This window comes from Streptomyces sp. NPDC046261, assembly GCF_040646235.1.
GTDB lineage: Bacteria > Actinomycetota > Actinomycetes > Streptomycetales > Streptomycetaceae > Streptomyces.
In genome coordinates this window covers 223,909-247,416 of record NZ_JBEYZU010000004.1, presented here as the reverse complement: position 1 = coordinate 247,416, position 23,508 = coordinate 223,909, and the positions used below count along the sequence as shown (strand labels likewise).

The following is a 23,508-nucleotide window of genomic DNA, read 5'->3' as shown; positions in this document are numbered from 1 at the left end:
CGCTCAATGTGTGTACTGCCGCATCCCCCCTGAAGGGGACGCCGCTTGGACGGAGCGCAGGAGCGAGCGGTTCCACTGTCTCTTCCGGTGCGCCTTCGGGACCGTCAGTCGCCGTACTCCGACATCCCGTCCAGCAGCCGTGCCGATCCGGCGGGGACGACGACGCCGTGGATGAGCGACAGCGGCGTCCTCGCGCCCCGGCGGGGCTCACCAGGGGTGCGGCCGGTCCAGTGCGGTGCCATCCGGGCGCAGTCCTGGCGCAGCTCGTCCAGGGATTCCGGGTCCGTGGTGGAAGTGACGTCCTTCACAGTCTTCGGCATACCCGCACCGTACGCACCGGGGAGCGCGCGAGGTAAGACCTACTATTAGGTAGATTTACCTACCAATCATGGGGATCCGGACGCGGGCAGGACCGCCGGACCCGGTAGCGTGGTGTGGTTCTTGTTGACCTCCTTGTCACCTCGCCCCCCAGGGAGCAGACCCGTCGTGCGTATCGCTGTCACCGGCTCCATCGCCACCGACCACCTGATGACCTTCCCCGGCCGCTTCGCCGATCAGCTCGTGGCGGACCAGCTGCACACGGTCTCCCTCTCCTTCCTCGTCGACGAGCTGGACGTCCGCCGTGGTGGCGTGGGCCCCAACATCTGCTTCGGCATGGGCCTGCTGGGGCTGCGCCCGGTCCTGGTCGGTGCCGCGGGCCAGGACTTCGCCGACTACCGCGCCTGGCTCGACCGGCACGGCGTCGACACCGCCTCCGTGCACATCTCCGAGGTGCTGCACACCGCGCGCTTCGTGTGCACCACCGACACCGACCACAACCAGATCGCGTCCTTCTACACCGGCGCGATGAGCGAGGCCCGCCAGATCGAGCTCCAGCCCGTGGCCGAGCGGGTCGGCGGCCTCGACCTGGTGCTGATCGGCGCGGACGACCCCGAGGCGATGATCCGCCACACCGAGGAGTGCCGCACCCGGGGCATCCCCTTCGCGGCCGACCCCTCCCAGCAGCTGGCCCGCATGGACGGCGACGACATCCGCGTCCTGATCGACGGCGCCACGTACCTGTTCACCAACGAGTACGAGAAGGCGCTCATCGAGTCCAAGACGGGCTGGACGGGTGAGGAGATCCTCGCCAAGGTCGGCACCCGCGTCACCACCCTGGGCGCCCAGGGCGTGCGCATCGAGCGCGCCGGTGAGGAGGCGATCGAGGTCGGCTGCGCCCAGGAAGAGGCCAAGGTCGACCCGACCGGCGTGGGCGACGCCTTCCGCGCGGGCTTCCTCGCGGGCCTGACCTGGGAGCTGTCGCTGGAGCGGTCGGCGCAGGTCGGCTGCATGCTCGCGACGCTGGTCATCGAGACGCTGGGCACCCAGGAGTACGAGCTGCGGCGCGGTCACTTCATGGAGCGCTTCACCAAGGCGTACGGCCACGAGGCCGCCGCCGAGGTCCAGGCCCACCTGGCCTGACCCTCCCCGTGGGGGCTCCGCCCCCACACCCCCTTTTCGCCCACCCACCCGCCCGGAACGTCATGACGTTGGCGGTAAACGGACGGGTGGGTGGGCGCATCCCGCCGCGGTAGCGGCGGTCAGGACAGGCGGCGTACGCGGTACGCCGTACCGCGCTCCGCCGGGCGCTCCCCGACGTACTCCTGCCCCCGCATCTCGCACCACGCCGGAATGTCGAGCCGCGCCGCCTCGTCGTCGGACAGCACGGTCACCAGGCCGCCCACCGGCACATCCCCGATGACCTTCGCCAGCTCGATCACCGGGATCGGGCACCGCTTGCCCAGCGAGTCGACGATCAGCTCCTCGGGTGCCGTACCGGCCGCGGCGGGAGCCGCACCCGTGGGCGCGCCCAGCTGCTCCCGCACCGCGCGCACCGTCGCGGGCAGCACCTCCAGGAAGCGCTCCACGTCCGCTTCCGTCGTCCCCCACGGCAGCGAGACCCGGACGTTTCCCTCCGACAGCACCCCCATCGCCCGCAGCACATGACTGGGCTTCAGCGTGCTGGAGGTGCACGAGGAGCCCGAGGAGACGGAGAAGCCCGCGCGGTCCAGCGCGTGCAGCAGCGTCTCGCCGTCCACGTACAGACAGGAGAAGGTCACCAGGTGCGGCAGGCGCCGTACCGGGTCGCCGACCACCTCCACGTCCGGCACGAGCTCCGGCACCCGGGAACGCACCCGCTCCACCAGGGCGCGCAGCCGGGCGCCCTCGGCCGCCGCCTCCTGGCGCACGGCCCGCAGGGAGGCCGCGGCCGCGACGATCGCGGGCAGGGCGGGGAAGCCCGGGGCGCGTCCCGACTCCCGCTCGTCGGAGGGGCCCTGGGCGGCGAACCGCACACCCTTGCGCACGGCCAGCAGGCCCACCCCGGACGGGCCGCCCCACTTGTGGGCGCTCGCGGTCAGCAGCGACCAGCCCCCGGGTACCGGCCCCCAGCCCAGTGACTGCGCGGCGTCCACCAGCAGCGGTACGCCCGCCTCCCGGCAGGCCCCGGCCACCTCGGCGACCGGCTGTTCCGTGCCGACCTCGTGGTTGGCGGACTGCAGGGCCGCCAGGGCCGTGTCGGGGCGCAGCGCCGCGGCGAACGCGCCCGGCCCGACCCGGCCGGTGCGGTCCACGGGGACCTCGGTGACGCTGCCGCCCGCGGCCTGCAGGGCCTCGGCGGAGTGCAGGACGGCGGAGTGCTCCACGGCGGAGACCACCAAATGGCGGCCCACCCGGCGGCGCCCCGCCAGGGCGCCGGCGATGCCGTCGTGCAGGGCCCGGGTCCCCGAAGGGGTGAAGACGAGCTCGTCGGGCCGGCAGTCCACCGCCTCCGCCGCGGCCTCGCGGGCGGCGTCCAGCAGCAGCCGGGCCCGGCGGCCCTCGCGGTAGAGCCGGGCGGGGTCGGCCCAGCCCTCGTCGAGGGCGGCCAGCAGCGCCTGGCGGGCGACCGGGTGCAGGGGGGCGGCGGAGGCCGCGTCGAAGTAGGGCACATACGAACGCTAACGCCCCCGCGCGTGCGAGCGGCAGGGCCGCCGTACGCGGCGCGGCCGGCCACCGCGCACCCCGCCGGCCGGCTTCCTCCGCATGGCCGGGCGCACCCCCCGCGACCTGCTCGCACGCGCACCTGACGGTCCTCCAGACGGCCCCCGGATCCCGAGATTCCACCCCTTCGGGGACCGGACCGGCGCGTTGGGCACCCTCCCCGCGCGACCCCAAATAGCGTCCAGTAGGGTTTGGTCCGCATAAACATCCAAACCCCTGCCCGCAGCGGGCCGGCGACCGACCAGCGAGACGGCCGCAGCCGGCCGCACGGGCGAGACTCTCGGGAAGGCGCTACGTGAGTCCCAACGGCTCCGACCGCTCGTCGCGGCGCCCGGTGCGGCGGAAGCTGCTGCAGGCGCTGGCCGCGGGCGCTGTCCTGGCGACCGCCACCGGTTGCACATCGAAGGACTTCCCCCGCCTCGGCATGCCAACGCCCGTCACGGAAGAGGCGCCGCGGATCCTCTCCCTCTGGCAGGGCTCCTGGGCCGCCGCTCTCGCGGTCGGTGTCCTGGTGTGGGGCCTGATCATCTGGAGCGTCATCTTCCACCGGCGCAGCAGGTCGAAGGTGGAGATTCCCACGCAGACCCGGTACAACATGCCCATCGAGGCGCTGTACACCGTGGTCCCGATCATCATCGTGTCGGTGCTCTTCTACTTCACCGCGCGCGACGAGAACAAGCTTCTGGCCAACCCGGAGAAGCCGCAGCACGTCATCAACGTGGTGGGCTTCCAGTGGAGCTGGGCGTTCAACTACATGGAGAACGTCGACGGCAACGCCGCCACGCCGGCCAAGCCGCTCCGCGAGAACAAGGAGCTCGACGCGATCCCCGACCGGTTCCTGAAGAAGGCACCGCAGGGCGCCGAGGGCGTCTACGAGGTCGGCATCCCGGGCGACCGGAACCCGCAGACCAACAACCCGGGCCCCACCCTGTGGCTGCCCAAGGGTGAGACGGTGCAGTTCGTCCTCACCTCGCGGGACGTCATCCACTCCTTCTGGGTGGTTCCGTTCCTGATGAAGCAGGACGTCATCCCGGGCCACACCAACAGCTTCACGGTGACCCCGAACAAGGAGGGCACCTTCCTGGGCAAGTGCGCCGAGCTCTGCGGCCAGGACCACTCCCGGATGCTCTTCAACGTCAAGGTCGTCTCTCCTGAGCGGTACAAGGCGCACCTGAAGGAGCTCGCGGCCAAGGGCCAGACCGGTTACCAGCCGGCGGGTATCGCGCAGACGGATCACGCGAAGAACGCGGAGACCAAGAACAAGTGAGCATCCTCAACGAACCCCAGGGTGCCGCCGCCGCAACAGCCACGGCAGCACCACCCGTACGCCAGAAGCAGCCCGGCAATCAGGTGATCAAGTGGCTCACCACCACTGACCACAAGACGATCGGCACGCTGTACCTGGTCACGTCGTTCGCGTTCTTCTGCATCGGCGGCCTGATGGCGCTCCTCATGCGCGCCGAGCTGGCCCGTCCCGGCACGCAGATCATGTCGAACGAGCAGTTCAACCAGGCGTTCACGATGCACGGCACGATCATGCTGCTGATGTTCGCGACGCCGCTGTTCGCCGGATTCGCGAACTGGATCATGCCGCTGCAGATCGGCGCGCCCGACGTGGCGTTCCCGCGGCTGAACATGTTCGCCTACTGGCTGTACCTCTTCGGCTCGCTGATCGCGGTGGCCGGCTTCCTCACCCCGCAGGGTGCGGCCGACTTCGGCTGGTTCGCCTACTCCCCGCTGTCGGACGCGGTCCGCTCGCCGGGCGTCGGCGCCGACATGTGGATCATGGGTCTGGCCTTCTCCGGCTTCGGCACGATCCTCGGTTCGGTCAACTTCATCACCACGATCATCTGCATGCGCGCCCCGGGCATGACGATGTTCCGCATGCCGATCTTCACCTGGAACGTCCTGCTGACCGGTGTCCTGGTCCTGCTGGCCTTCCCGGTGCTGGCCGCCGCGCTGTTCGCCCTGGAGGCGGACCGTAAATTCGGCGCCCAGATCTTCAACGCGGCAAATGGCGGTTCACTGCTCTGGCAGCACCTCTTCTGGTTCTTCGGCCACCCCGAGGTGTACATCATCGCGCTGCCGTTCTTCGGCATCATTTCCGAGGTCATTCCGGTGTTCTCCCGGAAGCCGATGTTCGGTTACTGGGGCCTGATCGCCGCGACGATTTCCATCGCCGGTCTTTCCGTGACGGTGTGGGCGCACCACATGTACGTCACCGGTGGCGTGCTGTTGCCGTTCTTCTCCTTCATGACCTTCCTCATCGCGGTCCCGACCGGTGTGAAGTTCTTCAACTGGATCGGCACCATGTGGAAGGGCTCGCTGTCCTTCGAGACCCCGATGCTCTGGGCCGTCGGCTTCCTGATCACCTTCACCTTCGGTGGTCTGACCGGCGTCATCCTGGCCTCGCCCCCGATGGACTTCCACGTCTCCGACTCGTACTTCGTCGTCGCGCACTTCCACTACGTCATCTTCGGCACCGTGGTCTTCGCGATGTTCTCCGGCTTCCACTTCTGGTGGCCGAAGTTCACGGGCAAGATGCTGGACGAGCGCCTGGGCAAGATCACCTTCTGGACGCTGTTCGTGGGCTTCCACGGCACGTTCCTGGTGCAGCACTGGCTGGGTGCCGAGGGCATGCCGCGTCGTTACGCGGACTACCTCGCCGCCGACGGTTTCACCACGCTGAACACCATCTCGACGATCAGCTCGTTCCTGCTCGGTCTGTCGATGCTGCCGTTCATGTACAACGTGTGGAAGACCGCCAAGTACGGCAAGAAGGTCGAGGTCGACGACCCGTGGGGCTACGGCCGTTCGCTGGAGTGGGCGACCTCCTGCCCGCCGCCGCGGCACAACTTCCTCACGCTCCCGCGCATCCGTTCCGAATCCCCGGCGTTCGACCTGCACCACCCGGAGATCGCGGCACTGGAGCTCGAGGAGAACCTCGCCGCTGACAAGGCCCTCGCGGGTGGCAAGGAGGCCGGCAAGTGAAGATCCAAGGCCGGATGTTCATCTGGCTCTCCGTCTTCATCCTCGCCATGGCGATCGTCTATGGCGTGTGGTCGAAGGAGGCGGCCGGTACGACCGCCCTCTTCATGGCCTTCGGCCTGTGCGTCATGGTCGGCTACTACCTGGCGTTCACCGCGCGCCGGGTGGACGCCGGGGCCCAGGACGACAAGAACGCGGACGTCGCCGACGACGCCGGTGAGCTGGGCTTCTTCGCCCCGCACAGCTGGCAGCCGCTGTCCCTGGCCGTCGGTGGCGCGCTCGCCTTCATGAGCATCTGCTTCGGCTGGTGGCTGATGTACTTCTCCGCCCCGGTCATCCTGGTCGGCCTCTTCGGCTGGGTGTTCGAGTTCTACCGCGGCGAGAACCAGAACCAGTAGTTCCCCGCCGTCCCGTTCGGGCCCCGTACACCTCACGGTGTGCGGGGCCCGACGTGCGTGCACCCGTTTGCGGCACTCCACAGGCCATGTGGTGCGAATCTTCCTACGGTGTGACCATGAGTCACTCAGCTCGTAGCCGCACGGTGCCGCTCGGCGTCCTGGTGCTGGTCTCCCTGGCGCTGGGGGCGACCGCGTGCGGCGGCTCGTCGAACCCGCTGGCCGACCCGCCCTACGACGCCACGGACCAGGTGAACCTCGCCGGCGCGGCCACCGGCCGCAAGGCCGATCCGAGCAAGCCCCTGGAGGTGACCGCGACCGGCGGCGACAAGATCACGGACGTCACCGCCACGGACGCCGCCGGACGGTACGTCAAGGGTGAACTCGCCCCCGACGGTTCCCGCTGGCACAGCACCGGCCCGCTCGCGGCCGGCGCGCACTACACCGTGCGCGTCAGCACTGAGGACGAGGACGGCGCCCAGGGGCGCCGCACGATCGGTTTCGACACCAATCCGGCCGACCGGCTGCTGCGGGTCGCCTTCGGCCCGCAGAACGGCACCTACGGCGTCGGACAGCCCATCACCGCCGAGCTGAGCGAGCCCGTCCAGGACCCGGCGGCCCGCGCCGTCGTCGAACGCACCCTGCGCGTCCGCTCCCGGCCCGCCGTCGAGGGCGCCTGGCACTGGGTGGACAACCGCACCCTGCACTACCGCCCGCCGGACTACTGGCCCGCCCACGCCACCATCGACGTCTCCGCCACCCTCGACGGCATCAAGGTCGGCGGCGGCCTGTACGGCGGCCCCTCCAAGCCCGTGCACCTGACCATCGGCGACCGCGTCGAGGCCATCACCGACGCCGCCGGGCACTACATGTCCGTCCGCAAGAACGGGCAGGAGATCCGCTCCATCCCCGTGACCACCGGCAAACCCGGCTACGCCACCCGCAACGGGGTCAAGGTGATCCTGGGCCAGGAATCCTTCGTACGCATGCGCGGGACCAGCATCGGCATCGCGGAGGGCAGTTCGGACTCGTACGACCTGCCGGTCTACTGGGCCACCCGGGTGACTTGGAGCGGTGAATATGTGCACGCCGCCCCCTGGTCCGAGGGGTCGCAGGGGGCGGACAACGTCAGCCACGGGTGCACCGGCATGAGCACCGCGAACGCCAAGTGGTTCTTCGACACGGTGCGCGTCGGGGACATCGTCAAGGTCGTGGGCAGCGCCGGCGCCACCATGACGCCCTTCGACAACGGCTTCGGGGACTGGAACATGCCGTGGAAGCAGTGGCGCGAGGGCAGCGCCCTGGCGGCCGGGAAACGAGAGGGGACGAGCCCCGCCGACACCGCAAGGCTGCGTCCCCGGATGTAGGTCTCAGGAGTCTTGGCAACCCACGGGCTGGGGCCGGCCGGCCTCGCGCAGCAGAGCGGCCAGCGCCGCCGCGAACTCCACCGGGTCCAGCGGATGGGTGACGGCCGCGTCCGCACGGCTCCACGTGGCCAGCCAGGCGTCCTGCGGACGGCCGATCAGCAGCAGCACCGGCGGGCAGCGGAACACCTCGTCCTTCAGCTGCCGGCACACTCCCATGCCGCCCGCCGGAGCCGTCTCGCCGTCCAGCACGCACACGTCGACGTGGTGCTCCGCCAGGGTCCTCAGCACCGCCGGCAGGGTCGCGCACTCCAGGTAGCGCACCGCCGGCACGTCCGCCGCCGGCCGCCGCCCGGCGGCCAGCCGCACCTGCTCGCGGGTGCTCGCGTCGTCGCTGTAGACCAGCACCGTGGCGGTCGGCTGCATCGTTCCTCCAGGCTTGTGGACACTCATGGACAGCACAGCTTGTGGGTCGAGCGGTTGTGCGCGGATGCTACTCCCCGGGGGCCGTCCGGGAGGAGGGTTCGACAGGGCCCGCAAGGCCCCGGAAGCGGGCCTTCCCCCCTTTGGGGGACCCGCGCAATGGGCCGTACGAGCTGGGCATACCGTCTTGACACACCGAACGGCACCCCCCGGAGTGAGCGCGAGATAAGCGACCGACATAATGTCGGTCGTGGCGACAGCAACAGCAACAGATACCGGGCACGCGCACCCGTCGGTCAATCGACCGAACCTCACCAGCGTCGGAACCATCATCTGGCTGAGTTCCGAGCTGATGTTCTTCGCGGCCCTCTTCGCGATGTACTTCACCCTGCGATCGGTGACCGGAGCCGAGCACTGGAAGGAAATGGCGTCCGCGCTGAACCTTCCGTTCTCGGCCACCAACACCACGATCCTCGTGCTCTCCTCCCTCACCTGCCAGCTCGGCGTCTTCGCCGCCGAGCGCGGCGACGTGAAGAAGCTGCGCATGTGGTTCGTGGTCACGTTCGTGATGGGTGCCATCTTCATCGGCGGCCAGGTCTTCGAATACACCGATCTGGTCAAGGAGGAGGGCCTCTCCCTCTCCTCCGACCCGTACGGCTCGGTGTTCTACCTGACGACCGGCTTCCACGGCCTGCACGTGACGGGCGGCCTCATCGCCTTCCTGCTGGTCCTGGGCAGGACGTACGCGGCCAAGAGGTTCACCCACCACCAGGCGACAGCGGCCATCGTCGTGTCCTACTACTGGCACTTCGTCGACGTGGTCTGGATCGGGCTCTTCGCCACGATCTACTTGATCAAGTAATCGGTCCTGTCCCGCACCGGACCAACAGTCCGACATCGACGCAGAAGATCCTGACACCGGGGTAATCCGTGAAAAAGCTCTCCGCACGACGACGCCATCCGCTGGCGGCGGTCGTCGTCCTACTCTTCGCGCTGGCGGTAACTGGGGGGCTGTACGCCGCGTTCGCGCCGGCGGACACGGCCAAGGCCGATGACACCGCCCAGTCCCTCGCCATCGAGGAGGGCAAGAAGCTCTACTCCGTGGGCTGCGCAAGCTGCCACGGCACCGGCGGTCAGGGCACCACCGACGGGCCGAGCCTGGTCGGCGTGGGTTCCGCCGCCGTCGACTTCCAGGTCGCCACCGGCCGTATGCCGCTGCAGCAGCAGGGCGCCCAGGCGCCCCGCAAGAAGGCCATCTACACGCAGGCCGAGATCGACCAGCTCGCGGCGTACATCGCCTCCCTCGGCGCGGGCCCCTCGGTCCCGACGAAGAACCAGTACAGCCCCGAAGGTGCCGACATCGCCAAGGGTGGCGAGCTGTTCCGCACGAACTGCGCCCAGTGCCACAACTTCACGGGCAAGGGCGGTGCGCTCTCCAACGGCAAGTACGCCCCGACGCTCGAGGGCGTCGACCCGAAGCACATCTACGAGGCCATGCAGACCGGCCCGCAGAACATGCCTTCCTTCCCCGACACCACGATGTCGGAGAAGAACAAGAAGGACATCATCGCGTACCTCGACACGGTCAACAGCGACAAGACCAAGAGCCCGGGCGGCCTCGAACTGGGCGGCCTCGGCCCGGTCAGTGAGGGTCTGTTCGCGTGGATCTTCGGTCTGGGTGCGCTGATCGCAGTCGCCATCTGGGTCGCGGCCCACACCGCTAAGGCCAAGAAGTCATGAGTAGCCAAGACATTCCAGAAGAGACCCTGCCGAGCACGCAGGGCCACGCGCACGAAGGTGCCGTAGCCACCGCCGCCGACCCGTTCGCGGACCCGGGGCTGCCGCCGCACGAGCCGCGCATCCAGGACATCGACGAGAAGGCCGCCAGGCGCTCCGAGCGCGTGGTCGCGTTCCTGTTCACCCTGTCGATGCTGGCCACGATCGGCTTCATCGCCGCCTACGTGACCCTGCCGGTCGACAAGAACATCTACGTCTTCCCGATCGGTCACATCAGCGCGCTGAACTTCTCGCTGGGGCTCACCCTCGGCGTGGCGCTGTTCTGCATCGGCGCGGGCGCGGTCCACTGGGCCCGCACCCTGATGTCCGACGTCGAGGTCGCCGACGAGCGGCACCCGATCGAGGCGGCTCCCGAGGTCAAGGCCAAGGTCATGGCCGACTTCAAGCTGGGTGCCGAGGAGTCGGGCTTCGGCCGTCGCAAGCTGATCCGCAACACCATGTTCGGCGCGCTGGCCCTGGTGCCGCTCTCCGGCGTGGTGCTGCTGCGTGACCTCGGTCCGCTGCCGGGCACCAAGCTCCGCAAGACCGCCTGGTCCGAGGGCAAGATGCTCATCAACCAGAACACGCTGCAGCCGCTGCGTCCCGAGGACATCCAGGTCGGCTCCCTCACCTTCGCCATGCCCGAGGGCATGAAGGAGGAGGACCACGACTTCCAGAAGGAGATCGCCAAGGCCGCCCTGATGATCGTCCGGCTCCGCCCGGAGAACATCAAGGACAAGCGCGAGCTCGACTGGTCGGCCGACGGCATCGTCGCGTTCTCCAAGATCTGCACCCACGTCGGCTGCCCGATCAGCCTCTACGAGCAGCAGACGCACCACGTGCTGTGCCCGTGCCACCAGTCCACCTTCGACCTCGCCGACGGCGGGCGAGTGATCTTCGGCCCGGCCGGCCACGCCCTTCCGCAGCTGCGGATCAAGGTCAATGACAAGGGCTACCTTGAGGCCATGGGCGACTTCGCCGAGCCCGTCGGTCCTGCCTACTGGGAGCGCGGATGAGCAACAACACGCATTCGACAGGCGCTGACGCGCAGGGTCGCCGCAACGCGCCCGCCGGCGAGCGGGTCGCCGACTGGGCCGACGGCCGGCTGGGTATCTACAGCCTGGCCAAGGCCAACATGCGGAAGATCTTCCCGGACCACTGGTCCTTCATGCTGGGCGAGGTCTGCCTCTACAGCTTCATCATCATCATCCTCACGGGTGTGTATCTGACGCTGTTCTTCCACCCCAGCATGAACGAGGTCGTCTACCACGGCTCGTACGTCCCCATGCAGGGCATGCGGATGTCCGAGGCGTTCAAGTCGACGCTCGACATCAGCTTCGACATCCGCGGTGGTCTGCTCATCCGGCAGATCCACCACTGGGCGGCGCTGATCTTCGTCGCGGCCATGCTCGTGCACATGATGCGCGTGTTCTTCACCGGCGCGTTCCGCAAGCCGCGTGAGGTCAACTGGCTCTTCGGCTTCCTGCTGCTGGTCCTCGGCATGTTCACCGGTTTCACCGGTTACTCCCTGCCGGACGACCTGCTCTCGGGCACCGGTGTCCGCTTCATGGAGGGCGCGATCCTGTCCGTGCCGATCGTCGGCACGTACGTCTCGATGTTCCTCTTCGGCGGCGAGTTCCCCGGCTCGGACTTCGTGCCGCGGTTCTTCTCGATCCACGTCCTGCTGCTGCCGGGCATCATGCTCGGCCTGCTGGTGGCGCACCTGATCCTGGTCTTCTACCACAAGCACACGCAGTTCCCCGGCCCCGGCCGGACGAACAAGAACGTGGTCGGCATGCCGCTGCTGCCGGTCTACATGGCCAAGGCCGGAGGCTTCTTCTTCCTGGTCTTCGGTGTGATCGCGGCCATCGCCGCCATCGCGACGATCAACCCGATCTGGGCCATGGGCCCGTACCGCCCGGACCAGGTGTCCACCGGTGCGCAGCCCGACTGGTACATGGGCTTCTCCGAGGGCCTCATCCGCGTGATGCCGGGCTGGGAGATCAACTTCGCGGGTCACACGCTCGTCCTGGGTGTGTTCATCCCGCTGATGATCTTCCCGCTGGTCCTCGCGGCCATCGCGGTCTACCCGTTCATCGAGGCCTGGGTCACCGGCGACAAGCGTGAGCACCACCTGCTGGACCGCCCGCGCAACGCCCCGACCCGCACCGCGTTCGGTGTGGCCTGGCTGACCTGGTACATGGTGCTGCTGGTCGGTGGTGGAAACGACCTGTGGGCCACCCACTTCAACCTGTCGATCAACGCCATCACCTGGTTCGTCCGGATCGCGTTCTTCGTCGGCCCGGTCATCGCCTTCGTCGTCACGCGCCGGATCTGCATGGGTCTGCAGCGTCGCGACAAGGAGAAGGTGCTGCACGGCCGCGAGTCCGGCATCATCAAGCGCCTGCCGCACGGTGAGTTCGTGGAGGTCCACGAGCCGCTGTCGCAGGAGCAGATGCACACCCTCACCGCGCACGAGCAGCCCAGGCCGCTCGAGCTCGAGCCCGAGGTGGACGAGAACGGCGTCGCCCGCAAGGTCGGCGCGAAGCAGAAGCTGCGGGTCAAGCTCTCGAAGGGCTTCTACGGCGAGGGGACGCACATCCCCAAGCCCACCGTGGAGGAGTACCAGGAGATCACCAGCGGCCACGGCCACCACTGATCCCCGCCTGCTGATCACAGTGAACTGATCGCCACAGCGAGAGCCCCGTCCATCGCATGGACGGGGCTCTTCGCTGTCCCCGGTCGTCGATAGGCTGGACCCGGGCCTCCACCTGGCCCTGTGGACACGAGAGACCACCAGGAGTGTGGACCATGAACGTTGCGACCCCGGCAGGCGGCGAGCGCTCGGTGGCCCTCTCCTGGCCCCGCGTACTGGACGCCCTGCTCGCCGGCACCGATCTCAGCTCGGACGACACCGCCTGGGCCATGGACCGGATCATGCGCGGCGAGGCGACGAACGCCCAGATCGCGGGCTTCGTGGTGGCCCTGCGGGCCAAGGGGGAGACGGTCGCCGAGATCTCCGGCCTGGTGCGCGCGATGTACGCGCACGCCAATCTGATCGAGGTGCCCGGCCCCAGCGTGGACATCGTGGGCACCGGTGGCGACGGCGCCAAGACCGTCAACATCTCCACCATGTCCTCGATCGTCGTCGCCGGCACCGGCGCCAAGGTCGTCAAGCACGGCAACCGCGCGGCGTCCTCCGCCAGCGGCGCCTCCGACGTGCTGGAGAAGCTCGGGGTCAATCTGGACCTCACCCCGCGCCGGGTGGTGGAGGTGGCGCAGGAGGCGGGCATCACCTTCTGCTTCGCCGTGAAGTTCCACCCCGCGCTGCGGCACGTGGCGGCCGCCCGCCGCGAGCTGGGCATCCGTACGACCTTCAACGTGCTGGGCCCGCTGACCAACCCCGCCCGGGTGCGCGCCCAGGCCACCGGCGTGGCCGACGCCCGGATGGCGCCGATCCTGGCCGGCGTGCTGGCCGAGCGCGGCTCCTCGGCGCTGGTCTTCCGCGGCGACGACGGGCTGGACGAGCTGACCACCACGGCGACCTCGCGGGTGTGGATCGTGCGGGACGGCGCGGTGCGCGAGGAGCGCTTCGACCCGCGGGACGTGGGCATCGAGCTGGTGCCGGTGGAGGCGCTGCGGGGCGCCGACGCCTCGTACAACGCGGACGTGGCGCGGCGCCTGCTGGCCGGCGAGAAGGGCCCGGTGCGTGACGCGGTGCTGCTGAACTCGGCCGCCGCGCTGGTGGCGTTGGAGCCGACGGACGCCCCGCTCGCCGAGCAGATCCGGGCCGCGATGGAGCGGGCCGCCCAGGCGATCGACTCCGGGTCGGCGCGGCGGGCGCTGGAGCGGTGGGTGGCGGCCAGCAACGCCTGACGTCTCGCCCCGCGGGACGACGGTTCCGCGGGGCGATCCGTGTGTGCCATACTCCTGGCCAGGTCACGAGCGACAGCGATACGGCCCCGGCTTGCTGTCCGGCAACCCTCCTTCCGTGGCGGGGTGCCCCGGGTGATGACCAGGCCGCAGGCAGTGAGGTCTGCGGCAAGCGCGGATCCCTCACCAGGGGTCCTGGTTGTCGAGGGAGATCTTTCCGTGATTCAGCGAATGCGCTAGGGCTCGAAGAGCCCCTCTTCCGCGCACCCTTCTTCCCTTCCCGCGCCCGCCCTCGTCATGGCCGCGCGGTGGAATTCGCCTGCCTCTTACGGGAGTTTCGCCATGTCCGTCGTCACCCTCGCCGTCGATCCCTCGCTCTGCGCCCCGCTGCCCGTCCTCGGCGCCGACGTCCGCGTGCCGCTCGTCACCGGGGGCGAGGTGACGTACGCGGCGCTCGACTACGCGGCCAGCGCGCCCGCCCTGCAACGGGTGTGGGACGACGTCGCCGCGTACGCGCCCTACTACGGCAGCGTGCACCGGGGCGCCGGGTACCTCTCGCAGCTGTCCACCGACCTGTTCGAGAACAGCCGGGCGGCCGTCGCCGACTTCCTCGGCTGCCGCGAGGGCGACCAGGTCGTCTTCACCCGCTCCACCACCGACTCGCTCAACCTGCTGGCGGCCGTACTGCCCGCCGGTTGCCGGGTGTTCGTCTTCGAGACCGAGCACCACGCCGCCCTGCTGCCCTGGCGCGGCGCGCGGGTCACCTACCTGGACGCGCCGCGCAGCCCGGGCCAGGCCGTGCGGACGCTGGAGCGGGCGCTGGCCGACCGCGACCCCTACGGGCCCGCCCTGGTGTGTGTGACCGGGGCCTCCAACGTGACGGGCGAGCTGTGGCCCGTGCGGGAGCTGGCGGCCGCCGCCCACGCGCACGGCGCGCGCATCGTGCTGGACGCCGCGCAACTGGCCCCCCACCACCCCGTGGACATCGCCGGGTTGGACGTCGACTGGGTCGCCTTCTCCGGCCACAAGCTGTACGCGCCGTTCGGCTCCGGCGTCCTGGCCGGGCGCGCCGACTGGCTGCGGGGCGCCGAGCCGTATCTGGCGGGCGGCGGCGCGAGCCGCGCGGTGGCCCGCCGGGCGGACGGCGGCGTGGACGTGGAGTGGCACGACAGCGCCGCCCGGCACGAGGCGGGCTCGCCCAACGTCATCGGCGCCTACGCGGTGGCCGCCGCCTGCAGGGCGCTGACCGAGGCCGGCTTCGACCGGCTCGTGGCGCGCGAACGGCACCTCGTGGACCGGGTGCGGGCGGGCCTGGCCGCGGTGCCCGGGGTGCGGGTGCTGTCGCTGTTCGGCGAGGACGCCCCGCGCGTGGGCGTCATCTCCTTCGTCGTGGACGGCTGGAACAGCTCGCACTTCGCGGCCGCGCTGTCGGCCGAGTACGGCATCGGGGTCCGCGACGGGCTGTTCTGCGCCCACCCGCTGGTACGGACCCTGCTGGGCGGCGAGCCGGACGCGCCGGGGGAGTGCGGCGCCCCCGACGAGGGGCAGTCGCTCAACGCCATCCGGGTCAGCTTCGGCGCCGGCACCCCCGACGAGCACGTCGAGCGGTTCGTACGGGCCGTGGGGGAGCTGGTGGCCAACGGCGCGCGGTGGATCTACCGCACCGAGGGCGGCCGCTGCGTGCCCGACACCTCGGCCTGACCTGCGCGCCCCACCGGTGGGGTCAGTTGTCCAGGCCGATGGCGAAGGCCGCTTCCAGGTCGTGCTGCGAGTAGGTGCGGAAGGCGATGTGCGTCTCGGTCGAGGCCACGCCGGGCACCTTGCTGATCCGGCCCGGGATCACGTCCGCGAGGTCGTCGTGCCGGGCCACCCGCACCATCGCGATCAGGTCGTGCGCTCCGGTGACGGAGTAGACCTCGCTGACGCCCTCCAGCGCGGCGATCTTCTCGGCGATCTCGGGGATCCGGTCCACGTCGGTCTTGATGAGCACGATCGAAGTGATCACGTCGGCTTGTCTCCTTCGGTGGACCTGGCTGCGCCCTTCACTCTAGCCGCAGCCGTCCGATGGACCCAGGCGAAGCCGAAGCCGAGCGAAAAGCCCAGGACATGGGCCAGATAGGCGACCCCTGGCCGGCCGGCCTCCGTCCCCGTGGCGAGCCACTGCAGAACGAACCAGAACAGCAGTACGGCCCAGGCGGGGAAGCGCAGCGGCAGGAAGAAGAGGAAGGGGAAGAGGCTGGTGACGCGCGCCCTGGGGAAGAGATAGAGGAACGCTCCCAGCACGCCGGAGATGGCGCCGGACGCTCCGACGAGTGTGCGGCCGGACTGGGCGTGCACGACCGCGTAGCCGAGCAGGGCCAGGTAGCCGGTGAGGAGGTAGCAGCAGGCGAAGGCGGAGCGGCCCATGCGTGCCTCGGTCATGGCGCCGAAGACGTAGAGGAAGAGCATGTTGCCGAGCAGATGCAGCCAGTTGCCGTGGACGAAGAGCGCCGTGAGCGGGGTGCACAGACCCAGCAGGGGGCCGTGCCACAGCTCGCGCGGTACGACGCCCCAGTGCTCGAAGTAGGCGGTCTGGGCGGACAGCAGCCCGGGGCCGGTGCCGTAGGAGGCGTTCATGCCCGACGCGGGGCCGGCGAGGAAGGCCGCGCAGCAGCCGCCCAGGAGCGTCCAGGTCACCCAGGGGGTGTCGCCCCCGACCGGGCGCCATGCCGTTCTGATCATGGCCAGATCATGTCGTACCGGGCGTAACCAGCACAGAGTGCCTCGCCGGTCCGCCCCCTCGGGCCCGTGCCACCGCGCTCGGCGACCACCAGGCCGTAGGGTTACGAAAAGCACTTCACCGACCGTATGCAGACCGCGAGCGAGGACGGACGACACGATGGGCGTTCCCCGGCCGACAGCCGACACCCGGTGGCGCTGCACGCTGTGCGGCAATCTCACCCGGTTCGACGTCACGCGTACGACCAAGGCCGTCGACTATGTGCACCTCGATCTCGCGGGGGAGCCCAAGGTGGAGGAGCGTGAGGTCGTCAGTGAGACGATCGAGTCCGTGCGGTGCCGTTGGTGCAACGTGGTCGACCAGATCGAGCTGGTCGACCGGCCGGGCGCGAGTGCCTGAAGAACGGGAGCGATGAACGGTGGTGGAGCACACGGACGGCGTGGCGGCGGCCGGTGATGCCGGCGAGGCCGACGACGGCGTCACCGAGGTGCTCGACCGTCCCCTGCCCGAGGGGATCAGGCGGCGCGTCATCGGGCTCGTCGCGGAGGCGTTCGGCGGGCTGACGGTCACCGAACTCCCGCCCCAGCTGCGGCAGTACGCCCGCTTCACCCCCACCCGGCGGGCCAAGTTCGCCGGGAACGCCATGGCGGCGGCCGTGGAGAGCGACGCCGTCTTCCGCCAGCGCATCTGCGCGCGGCTGCGCGAGAGCGGCTCGGAGCTGGTGGAGGCGCTCGACGCCGGTTCGCCGCCGGCCGCCGCCGACCCCGAGGACGTGGCGGCCATGGCCTTCGTGCTGCGCCCGCCGGGCTGGGTCAAGCTGGTCACCGCGGCCGGCGAGGAGGCCCAGCGGGCCAGCGCCGAGCGGGCCGGCGAGGAGGCCCAGCGCGAACTGCGCCGGCTGCGCGAGGAGCTGGCGGCGGCGCGGGCCGAGGCGCGGGCGGAGACCGAGCGCGTGCGGGCCGAGCTGGAGACGGCGCGCAGGGAGGTCGAGACGCAGCAGCGCAAGCTGCGCAGCGCCGTCAGCGATGTGCGGCGCGGCGAGGCGGCGCTGCGCAAGGCGCAGACGGAGCTGGAGTCGGCACGCTCGGAGGCCGCGGCCGAGAAGGCGGCGGCCCTGGCCGAGACCCGGCGCGTCAAGGCGCGGCTGGCGGAGGCCGAGGCCGGCCTGGAGGCGAGCCGCCGGGCGGCCCGCGAGGGCCGCAGCGTGGAGGACATGCGGCTGCGGCTGCTGCTGGACACGGTGCTGGACGCGGCGCAGGGGCTGCGGCGCGAGCTGGCCCTGCCGCCCGCCTCCGTGCACCCGGCGGACACCGTCGAGGCCGTCCAGCCGGGCACGATGACGCCCAAGGACATCGCCACCCGGGCCCTGTCGGAGACCGATCCGGCGTTGCTGGACCAGCTGCTGGCACTGCCTCAGGCGCATCTGGTGGTCGACGGCTACAACGTCACCAAGACCGGCTATCCGACGATGCCGCTGGACAAGCAGCGGCTGCGGCTGCTGGGCGGGCTGGCGATGCTGGCCGCGCAGACCGGTGCCGAGGTGACCTGTGTCTTCGACGGCGCCGAGCTCGCGGCGCCGGTGCTGCTGGCGCCGCCGCGCGGGGTGCGGGTGCTGTTCAGCAAGCCCGGGGTGACGGCGGACGAGCTGATCCGCCAGCTGGTGCGCGCCGAACCGCCGGGCCGGCCGGTGGTGGTGGTCTCCACCGACCGTGAGGTCGCGGACGGGGTCGCCAAGGCGGGGGCACGGCCGGTCGCATCGGCGTTGCTGCTCAAGCGACTTGCTCGTACATGAGCGATACGTCCGCTTAAGTCCGCGTGACCTGTGGTGCCACCTTGGTAAAGGTTGGACTACCGGTGCGGATTTTTCGCACGAGAATTTGAATGGATCACATTCCGCTCACTAGGGTCGGGCCTCGAACCTCCGTGCCGTGATTTTCTGTTCGAGGAAGAGGAGGGGCTCGCTCCGTGGCCTCCCACCGTCGTCCCAAGCAGCCGAGTCGCACTCGGGTGACCGTGCTGACCGCGACCGCCGCCGCGGCCGTCGCCCTCTCCGCGCAGTCCGCGAGCGCCGACCCCCAGCCTTCCAAGACGGACGTCAAGACGAAGGTCGACAAGCTTCACGAAGAGGCGGAGCAGGCCACCGAGAAGTACAACGGGGCCAAGGAGAAGCAGGAGAAGCTCGAGAAGCAGGTCGGCGAGCTCCAGGACAAGGTCGCCCGCGGCCAGGAGGAGCTCAACAAGCTCCGCGACGGCCTCGGCTCGATGGCCACCGCCCAGTACCGCAGCGGATCCATCGACCCGACCCTGCAGCTGCTGCTCTCCTCCGACCCGGACTCCTACCTCGAGAAGGCGTCCACCCTCAACCAGCTGAGCGCCAAGCAGGCCGACACCCTCCAGCAGATAGCCGCCAAGCAGCGCACGCTGCGCCAGGAGCGCGCCGAGGCCACCGGCAAGCTCGCCGACCTGGAGTCCACCCGCAAGGCGCTGGGGGAACGCAAGAGCGAGGTCCAGGGCAAGCTCGCCGAGGCCCGCGACCTGCTCAACACCCTCACCGCCAAGGAGCGCGCCGAGGTCCTCGGTGAGAGCGATGCCGCGGGCCAGGCCGACAAGGGCGGGGCCAAGGGCGGTACGGACGGCTCCCGCGCCGGCCGCTCCGAGAGCCGCCCGGACCTGGGCAAGGCGCTCCCCACCTCGCAGCGCGCCGGCAGCGCCCTCAGCGCCGCGCAGAGCAAGATCGGCTCGCCCTACGTCTGGGGCGCGACCGGCCCCAACTCCTTCGACTGCTCCGGGCTCACCTCCTGGGCGTACGCGCAGGCGGGCGTCACCCTGCCGCGCATCTCGCAGGACCAGGCCAACGCCGGCACCCGCATCTACGACCAGGGCTCCCTCAAGCCCGGCGACCTGGTGATCTTCTACGGCGACCTGCACCACGTGGGCCTGTACGCGGGCAACGGCCAGGTGCTGCACGCGCCCAGGTCCGGCACCAACGTGCGGTACGAGCCGATGAGCAACATGCCCTTCCAGTTCGGCGTCCGCGTCGGCTGATCCCCGCCCACGGCCCGAACGGCAGGGGGTACCCCCTTGGCCCAAACCCCCCGCCGCGCCGCACCGCCCGTTCGGGCGAATCCCCGCTACGGCAACTGACTCCACGCCCCGCCGGTGACCTGCGTCTCCGGCGGGGCGTCAGTTTTCACCGCCCGCAAGGTCTTTGAACCGGGGGTGAGCGCGCCGCTACTGTCTGGCGCGCGGTGCCCGGCCGTCGACCGCCCGTCAACCGGGCGGCAGGGTCCGCACACAGTGGAAGGGAGTGCGGCACCCAGTGGCGTCCCATCGCCGTCCTTCGCAGTCCGGTCTCACCCAGAGCGTCCGGGTCACCGTTCTGTCCGCCGCCGTGGCCACCGCCGCGGCCGCCCTCTCGGCGGCACCGGCGAGCGCACGCCCCGGTGACACCGCCGACGACTCCAAGGCCCCGGGGACGGTGAAAGCACAGCTCGACCAGCTCTACGAGCAGGCCGAACGGGCCACCGAGAAGTACAACGCGGCCGGCGAGCGCGCCGACGCCCTGCGCGAGCGCGTGGAACAGGCCGCCGACCGGGTCGCGCGCGGTCAGGAGCAGGTCAACCGGATGCGTAGCGCCCTCGGCATGATCGCCACCGCCCAGTACCGCAACGGCGCCGTGGACCCCGCCATCGAGCTGCTGCTGTCCTCCGACCCCGACGGCTACCTCGACAAGGCCGCCACCCTCGACCGCGTCACGGGCCGCCAGGCGGACCAGCTGGAGGCCCTGCTCGCCGCGCAGCGCACGCTGCGTCAGGAGCGGCACGAGGCCGCCCGCACCCTCGCCGAGCTGGAGGCCAGCCGGGCGGCCGTCGAACGCCACAAGCACGAGGTCGAGGGCAAGCTCGCCGCCGCCCGCCGGCTGCTGAACTCCCTGCCGGAGTCGGACCGGGCGGACCTCACCCGCTCCTCCCGCTCCGGGGAGCGCGCGGCCGGCCCCCTCCACAGCTCCCTGCCGGAGCTGACCGGTCTCTCCGGCCGGGGCGCCGCCGCGGCCCTGGCGGCCCGCTCGGCGGTGGGCTCCCCCTACGCCTGGGGCGCGACCGGGCCGGGCGCCTTCGACTGCTCCGGGCTGATGCAGTGGGCCTACGGGCGGGCCGGGGTGGGCCTGCCGCGCACCTCCCAGGCGCAGCGCAACGCCGGCCGCCACATCTCGCTGTCCGAGGCCCGCCCCGGCGACCTGGTCATCTACCGGGACGACGCCAGCCACGTGGGCATGTACGTCGGCAATGGACAGGTCGTGCACGCCCCTTACCCCGGCGCGCGCGTCCGCTACGACCCGGCCAACATGATGCCGATTTCCTCCGTCACCCGGCCATGAGCGTGCCCTGACCCCTGTGCGGGCCCGTCCGGCTCGTACGATGCGGGCGTGACGGGCAGCGGGCGCGGTGGACGGCGGGCATGGTGCTGCCTGGTCGTGGTGGTGCTGGCGCTCCAGAGCCTGGCCGGCTGCGGCTCCGGCGACGGCCGCCCCGAACGGGCCGACACCTCCGTGCAGCAGCTGCTCGACCGGTGGAGCGCCGCCGTACGGTCCCGGGACGAGGGCGCCTACCTCGCGGCCGTCGACCCGGCCGCCGACGGCTACCGTGCCGAGCGCCGCCGGGCGTTCGCCAACCTCGCGGCCGTGCCGCTCGCCTCCTGGGAGTACCGCCTGGTGCGCACCGGCGGCTTCACCCCCGCCCCCGGCGACGGCCGCCGCGTCGCCGTCGAGGCCGAACTGCGCTACCGCCTCGACGGGTACGACACCGCGCCCGTCACCGCCTCGCTGCGGCTGACCGTGGTGCGCCGCGCCGACCGGTGGTACGTGGCCGGCCAGGAGGGCCCGGGCGGCGGCGGGCAGCTGTGGGAGCAGGGCGAGGTCACGGCCGTGCGCGGCGCGCACAGCCTGGTCCTCGGGGTAGGCCAGGACCGGTCGCGGCTGCGGGCGCTGGCGGACCTCGCCGACCGGGCGGTGCCGGCCGTGGACGCCGCGTGGCCGGGGAAGTGGGCGGAGCGGGTGGTGGTCGAGATGCCCGCCTCGCTGGAGCGGATGGCGGCGCTGCTGGGCGCCCCCGCGTCCAACTACCGCGGCATCGCGGCGGTGACCACCGGCGAGGTCGGCGGCGCCGGGGCGGCCCCCGCCGACCGGATCATCGTCAACCCCGAGGCCTACGGCGTCCTCGGCGACTTCGGCCGCCGGATCGTGCTCACCCACGAGACCGCCCATGTCGCCACCCGCGCCCTGACCTCGCCCGCCACCCCGCTGTGGCTCTCCGAGGGCTTCGCCGACTGGGCCGCCTACCGCGGCACCGGCCGCACCGCCCGGCAGGCCGCCCCCGAGCTGGCCGTCGCCGTCTCCGCCGGACGGCTGCCGCGGCACCTGCCGGAGGACGCCGACTTCGGGTTCGCGGGCGAGGCCGGCCGGCTGGCCCGCGCCTACGAGGAGGGCTGGCTGGCCTGCCGCATGATCGCCGAGCAGTGGGGCGAGGAGAAGCTCGTCGCCTTCTACCGGGCGGTGGGCGGCCACCACAGCCGCGAGGGCGCGCTCGAGGCGGCGCTGCGCGAGGTACTGGGGCTGGGCCAGGACGACTTCACCGAGCGCTGGCGCTCCTACGTGGCGGGCGGCCTCGCCGGCTCTACCGGCTGACCAGGGCGGACTCGCGGGGTTCGGTCGGCGGGTCCGGCTCGCCGCCGGTCTCCGGCGCCTTGGAGACCGTCTCCCGCCACAGCCGGGTGCACGAGATCAGCGTCGCCGCCACCAGCAGCGCGTTGCGCAGCGTCAGCGTGGCGACGCCCAGCTTGTCGCTGGCCACGACGTGCGAGAACCAGATGGGGAACTCGAGCTGGGTCAGCGGCGCGGCCAGCAGTACCAGCACGACCGGCAGGCCCTGCCGGGGCGTACGCATCACCACGCACACCGCCGCCAGGCCGATCAGCCACACCATGTACTGCGGGCTGATCACCCGGCTGGTGGTGGTGAACAGCAGCACCGCCGCGAACGCCGCGTCGTAGGGCGTGGTCGGCGTGAACCGGCGCGCCCGCAGCCGCCACAGCAGCAGCCAGAGGAAGGCCAGCACGCTCAGCCCCAGCGCTATGGCGCTCACCGCGTGGACGTGGCGGCCGAGGAACTCCACCGAGCCGTAGTTCAGCCGCGCCTTGCCGTGCCAGCCGAAGTGCCGTGCCAGGTGGAAGACCAGCGACCCCAGGGACTCGACCTCGGTGCCCCGGTCGCGCTGGAAGGTCAGGAACGCCAGCGCCCCCGGCATCGCGGCGGTGAAGAACATCGCCAGCAGCAGCGCGGTGACCAGTGCCGCACCCCAGGTGGAGCGGGTGCGCGGGCCGCGCGGGGTGCCGATGAGCAGCAGGACCGGCCAGACCTTCAGCAGCGCCCCGAAGCCCATGAGCGCGCCCGACAGGCGCATCCGGCGCGCGGACGCCAGCAGGGCCGCCACCGCGACGGCGGTGACCATGACGTCGTAGCGGGCGTAGACGATGGGCCCCAGCAGCGGCACCCCAGCCACCCAGACCCACACCCCGGCCGGGCCGCGCCGGGCGTCGCGCACGGCGTACAGCAGCATCCCCATGACCGCCGCGTCGGCCAGCAGGCACAGCGCGAAGAACGCCGGGGCGTAGTCGAGGAACGGCAGCAGCCCGGGCGCGAGCACGGCCAGCGCGGCGGCCGGCGGGTACTGCCAGGTGACGTCGTCGTAAGGGAAGATGCCGGTGCGCAGCACCCCGTACCAGCCCTGGTAGATCACCTCGATGTCGACGGAGACGTCCGAGCCGGGCATGTCCCACACCCGGAACACGCACATCATCAAAGCGGCCCGGGTAACGGCCCACGCCACGATCGAGAGCCGCAGACCAGTGCCCGCCACCATCACTCACCTCGTCCCTTCGGGCCGCCGCGCCA

Annotated in this window: 22 protein-coding genes and 1 riboswitch; of the genes, 16 read left to right on the top strand and 6 right to left on the bottom strand. The window is 71.0% G+C overall.

What is annotated here, in order from left to right; translation table 11 throughout:
• Positions 1–104: 104 nt before the first annotated feature.
• A complete protein-coding gene (locus ABZ956_RS10485; protein ID WP_361889982.1) occupies positions 105–320 on the bottom strand; it encodes a hypothetical protein in 216 nt (71 codons plus the stop codon).
• A gap of 166 nt (positions 321–486) precedes the next feature.
• Here ABZ956_RS10485 and ABZ956_RS10480 point away from each other — a divergent pair, with 166 nt between their 5' ends.
• Positions 487–1,461 carry a carbohydrate kinase family protein gene (locus ABZ956_RS10480; protein WP_361889980.1) on the top strand — a complete coding sequence of 325 codons (975 nt, stop codon included), beginning with the start codon at positions 487–489 and terminating at the stop codon, positions 1,459–1,461.
• Positions 1,462–1,580: 119 nt separating this feature from the next.
• Here ABZ956_RS10480 and ABZ956_RS10475 read toward each other — a convergent pair whose 3' ends face one another.
• Complete coding sequence (locus ABZ956_RS10475; protein WP_361889979.1) at positions 1,581–2,969, bottom strand: aminotransferase class V-fold PLP-dependent enzyme; 1,389 nt, start codon at positions 2,967–2,969, stop codon at positions 1,581–1,583.
• Positions 2,970–3,316: 347 nt separating this feature from the next.
• Between ABZ956_RS10475 and coxB the strand changes: the two genes are divergently transcribed.
• The 4 genes from coxB (at position 3,317) to ABZ956_RS10455 (ending at position 7,771) form a co-directional block, all read left to right on the top strand.
• Positions 3,317–4,288, top strand: coding sequence for a cytochrome c oxidase subunit II (gene coxB / locus ABZ956_RS10470; protein ID WP_361889977.1), 972 nt, complete (start codon positions 3,317–3,319; stop codon positions 4,286–4,288).
• Positions 4,285–6,012 carry a cytochrome c oxidase subunit I gene (gene ctaD / locus ABZ956_RS10465; RefSeq protein ID WP_361889975.1) on the top strand — a complete coding sequence of 576 codons (1,728 nt, stop codon included), beginning with the start codon at positions 4,285–4,287 and terminating at the stop codon, positions 6,010–6,012. The genes coxB and ctaD overlap by 4 nt, the downstream gene beginning before the upstream one ends.
• Positions 6,009–6,407 (top strand): cytochrome c oxidase subunit 4, encoded by a 399-nt coding sequence (locus ABZ956_RS10460; RefSeq protein WP_361889972.1) that lies wholly within the window; start codon positions 6,009–6,011, stop codon positions 6,405–6,407. The genes ctaD and ABZ956_RS10460 overlap by 4 nt, the downstream gene beginning before the upstream one ends.
• 116 nt (positions 6,408–6,523) lie before the next feature.
• On the top strand, positions 6,524–7,771 hold the full coding sequence (locus ABZ956_RS10455) for an Ig-like domain-containing protein (protein WP_361889969.1): 1,248 nt from the start codon (positions 6,524–6,526) through the stop codon (positions 7,769–7,771).
• A gap of 3 nt (positions 7,772–7,774) precedes the next feature.
• Here ABZ956_RS10455 and ABZ956_RS10450 read toward each other — a convergent pair whose 3' ends face one another.
• Positions 7,775–8,194: a hypothetical protein gene (locus tag ABZ956_RS10450; protein WP_361889968.1), complete on the bottom strand. Its 420-nt coding sequence runs from the start codon at positions 8,192–8,194 to the stop codon at positions 7,775–7,777.
• Positions 8,195–8,432: 238 nt separating this feature from the next.
• Between ABZ956_RS10450 and ABZ956_RS10445 the strand changes: the two genes are divergently transcribed.
• The 6 genes from ABZ956_RS10445 to ABZ956_RS10420 all read left to right on the top strand — a co-directional run bounded on the left by ABZ956_RS10445 (position 8,433) and on the right by ABZ956_RS10420 (position 15,541).
• Positions 8,433–9,053, top strand: coding sequence for a heme-copper oxidase subunit III (locus tag ABZ956_RS10445; protein WP_071963529.1), 621 nt, complete (start codon positions 8,433–8,435; stop codon positions 9,051–9,053).
• A gap of 68 nt (positions 9,054–9,121) precedes the next feature.
• Positions 9,122–9,931, top strand: coding sequence for a c-type cytochrome (locus ABZ956_RS10440; RefSeq protein WP_361889965.1), 810 nt, complete (start codon positions 9,122–9,124; stop codon positions 9,929–9,931).
• On the top strand, positions 9,928–10,983 hold the full coding sequence (locus ABZ956_RS10435) for a Rieske 2Fe-2S domain-containing protein (protein ID WP_361889962.1): 1,056 nt from the start codon (positions 9,928–9,930) through the stop codon (positions 10,981–10,983). The genes ABZ956_RS10440 and ABZ956_RS10435 overlap by 4 nt, the downstream gene beginning before the upstream one ends.
• The gene (locus ABZ956_RS10430) at positions 10,980–12,626 is read left to right on the top strand and encodes a cytochrome bc complex cytochrome b subunit (RefSeq protein ID WP_361889959.1); all 1,647 of its coding nucleotides are present in this window, start codon (positions 10,980–10,982) and stop codon (positions 12,624–12,626) included. Before ABZ956_RS10435 ends, ABZ956_RS10430 begins: the two co-directional genes overlap by 4 nt.
• A 152-nt stretch (positions 12,627–12,778) precedes the next feature.
• On the top strand, positions 12,779–13,843 hold the full coding sequence (gene trpD, locus ABZ956_RS10425; protein WP_361889956.1) for an anthranilate phosphoribosyltransferase: 1,065 nt from the start codon (positions 12,779–12,781) through the stop codon (positions 13,841–13,843).
• Between the two features lie 61 nt (positions 13,844–13,904).
• Positions 13,905–14,021: riboswitch (SAM riboswitch) on the top strand.
• A gap of 161 nt (positions 14,022–14,182) precedes the next feature.
• On the top strand, positions 14,183–15,541 hold the full coding sequence (locus ABZ956_RS10420; protein WP_361889953.1) for an aminotransferase class V-fold PLP-dependent enzyme: 1,359 nt from the start codon (positions 14,183–14,185) through the stop codon (positions 15,539–15,541).
• A gap of 22 nt (positions 15,542–15,563) precedes the next feature.
• Here ABZ956_RS10420 and ABZ956_RS10415 read toward each other — a convergent pair whose 3' ends face one another.
• Complete coding sequence (locus tag ABZ956_RS10415) at positions 15,564–15,845, bottom strand: Lrp/AsnC ligand binding domain-containing protein (RefSeq protein ID WP_071964901.1); 282 nt, start codon at positions 15,843–15,845, stop codon at positions 15,564–15,566.
• A complete protein-coding gene (locus tag ABZ956_RS10410) occupies positions 15,842–16,561 on the bottom strand; it encodes a rhomboid family intramembrane serine protease (protein WP_361889950.1) in 720 nt (239 codons plus the stop codon). The genes ABZ956_RS10415 and ABZ956_RS10410 overlap by 4 nt, the downstream gene beginning before the upstream one ends.
• A 157-nt stretch (positions 16,562–16,718) precedes the next feature.
• On the opposite strand from ABZ956_RS10410, the gene ABZ956_RS10405 reads away from it, so the two are divergent.
• The 5 genes from ABZ956_RS10405 to ABZ956_RS10385 all read left to right on the top strand — a co-directional run bounded on the left by ABZ956_RS10405 (position 16,719) and on the right by ABZ956_RS10385 (position 22,242).
• On the top strand, positions 16,719–16,958 hold the full coding sequence (locus ABZ956_RS10405; protein WP_361889947.1) for a hypothetical protein: 240 nt from the start codon (positions 16,719–16,721) through the stop codon (positions 16,956–16,958).
• A gap of 19 nt (positions 16,959–16,977) precedes the next feature.
• The gene (locus ABZ956_RS10400) at positions 16,978–18,351 is read left to right on the top strand and encodes an NYN domain-containing protein (RefSeq protein WP_361889944.1); all 1,374 of its coding nucleotides are present in this window, start codon (positions 16,978–16,980) and stop codon (positions 18,349–18,351) included.
• Positions 18,352–18,524: 173 nt separating this feature from the next.
• Positions 18,525–19,604, top strand: coding sequence for an NlpC/P60 family protein (locus tag ABZ956_RS10395; protein ID WP_361889941.1), 1,080 nt, complete (start codon positions 18,525–18,527; stop codon positions 19,602–19,604).
• Positions 19,605–19,878: 274 nt separating this feature from the next.
• On the top strand, positions 19,879–20,937 hold the full coding sequence (locus ABZ956_RS10390) for an NlpC/P60 family protein (protein WP_361889938.1): 1,059 nt from the start codon (positions 19,879–19,881) through the stop codon (positions 20,935–20,937).
• Positions 20,938–20,985: 48 nt separating this feature from the next.
• Entirely contained in the window at positions 20,986–22,242 is a 1,257-nt protein-coding gene (locus ABZ956_RS10385; RefSeq protein ID WP_361889934.1) for a hypothetical protein, read from the top strand.
• On the opposite strand, the gene ABZ956_RS10380 is transcribed toward ABZ956_RS10385, so the two are convergent.
• On the bottom strand, positions 22,232–23,476 hold the full coding sequence (locus ABZ956_RS10380) for a glycosyltransferase 87 family protein (protein WP_361889931.1): 1,245 nt from the start codon (positions 23,474–23,476) through the stop codon (positions 22,232–22,234). The genes ABZ956_RS10385 and ABZ956_RS10380 overlap by 11 nt on opposite strands.
• Positions 23,477–23,508 lie beyond the last annotated feature (32 nt).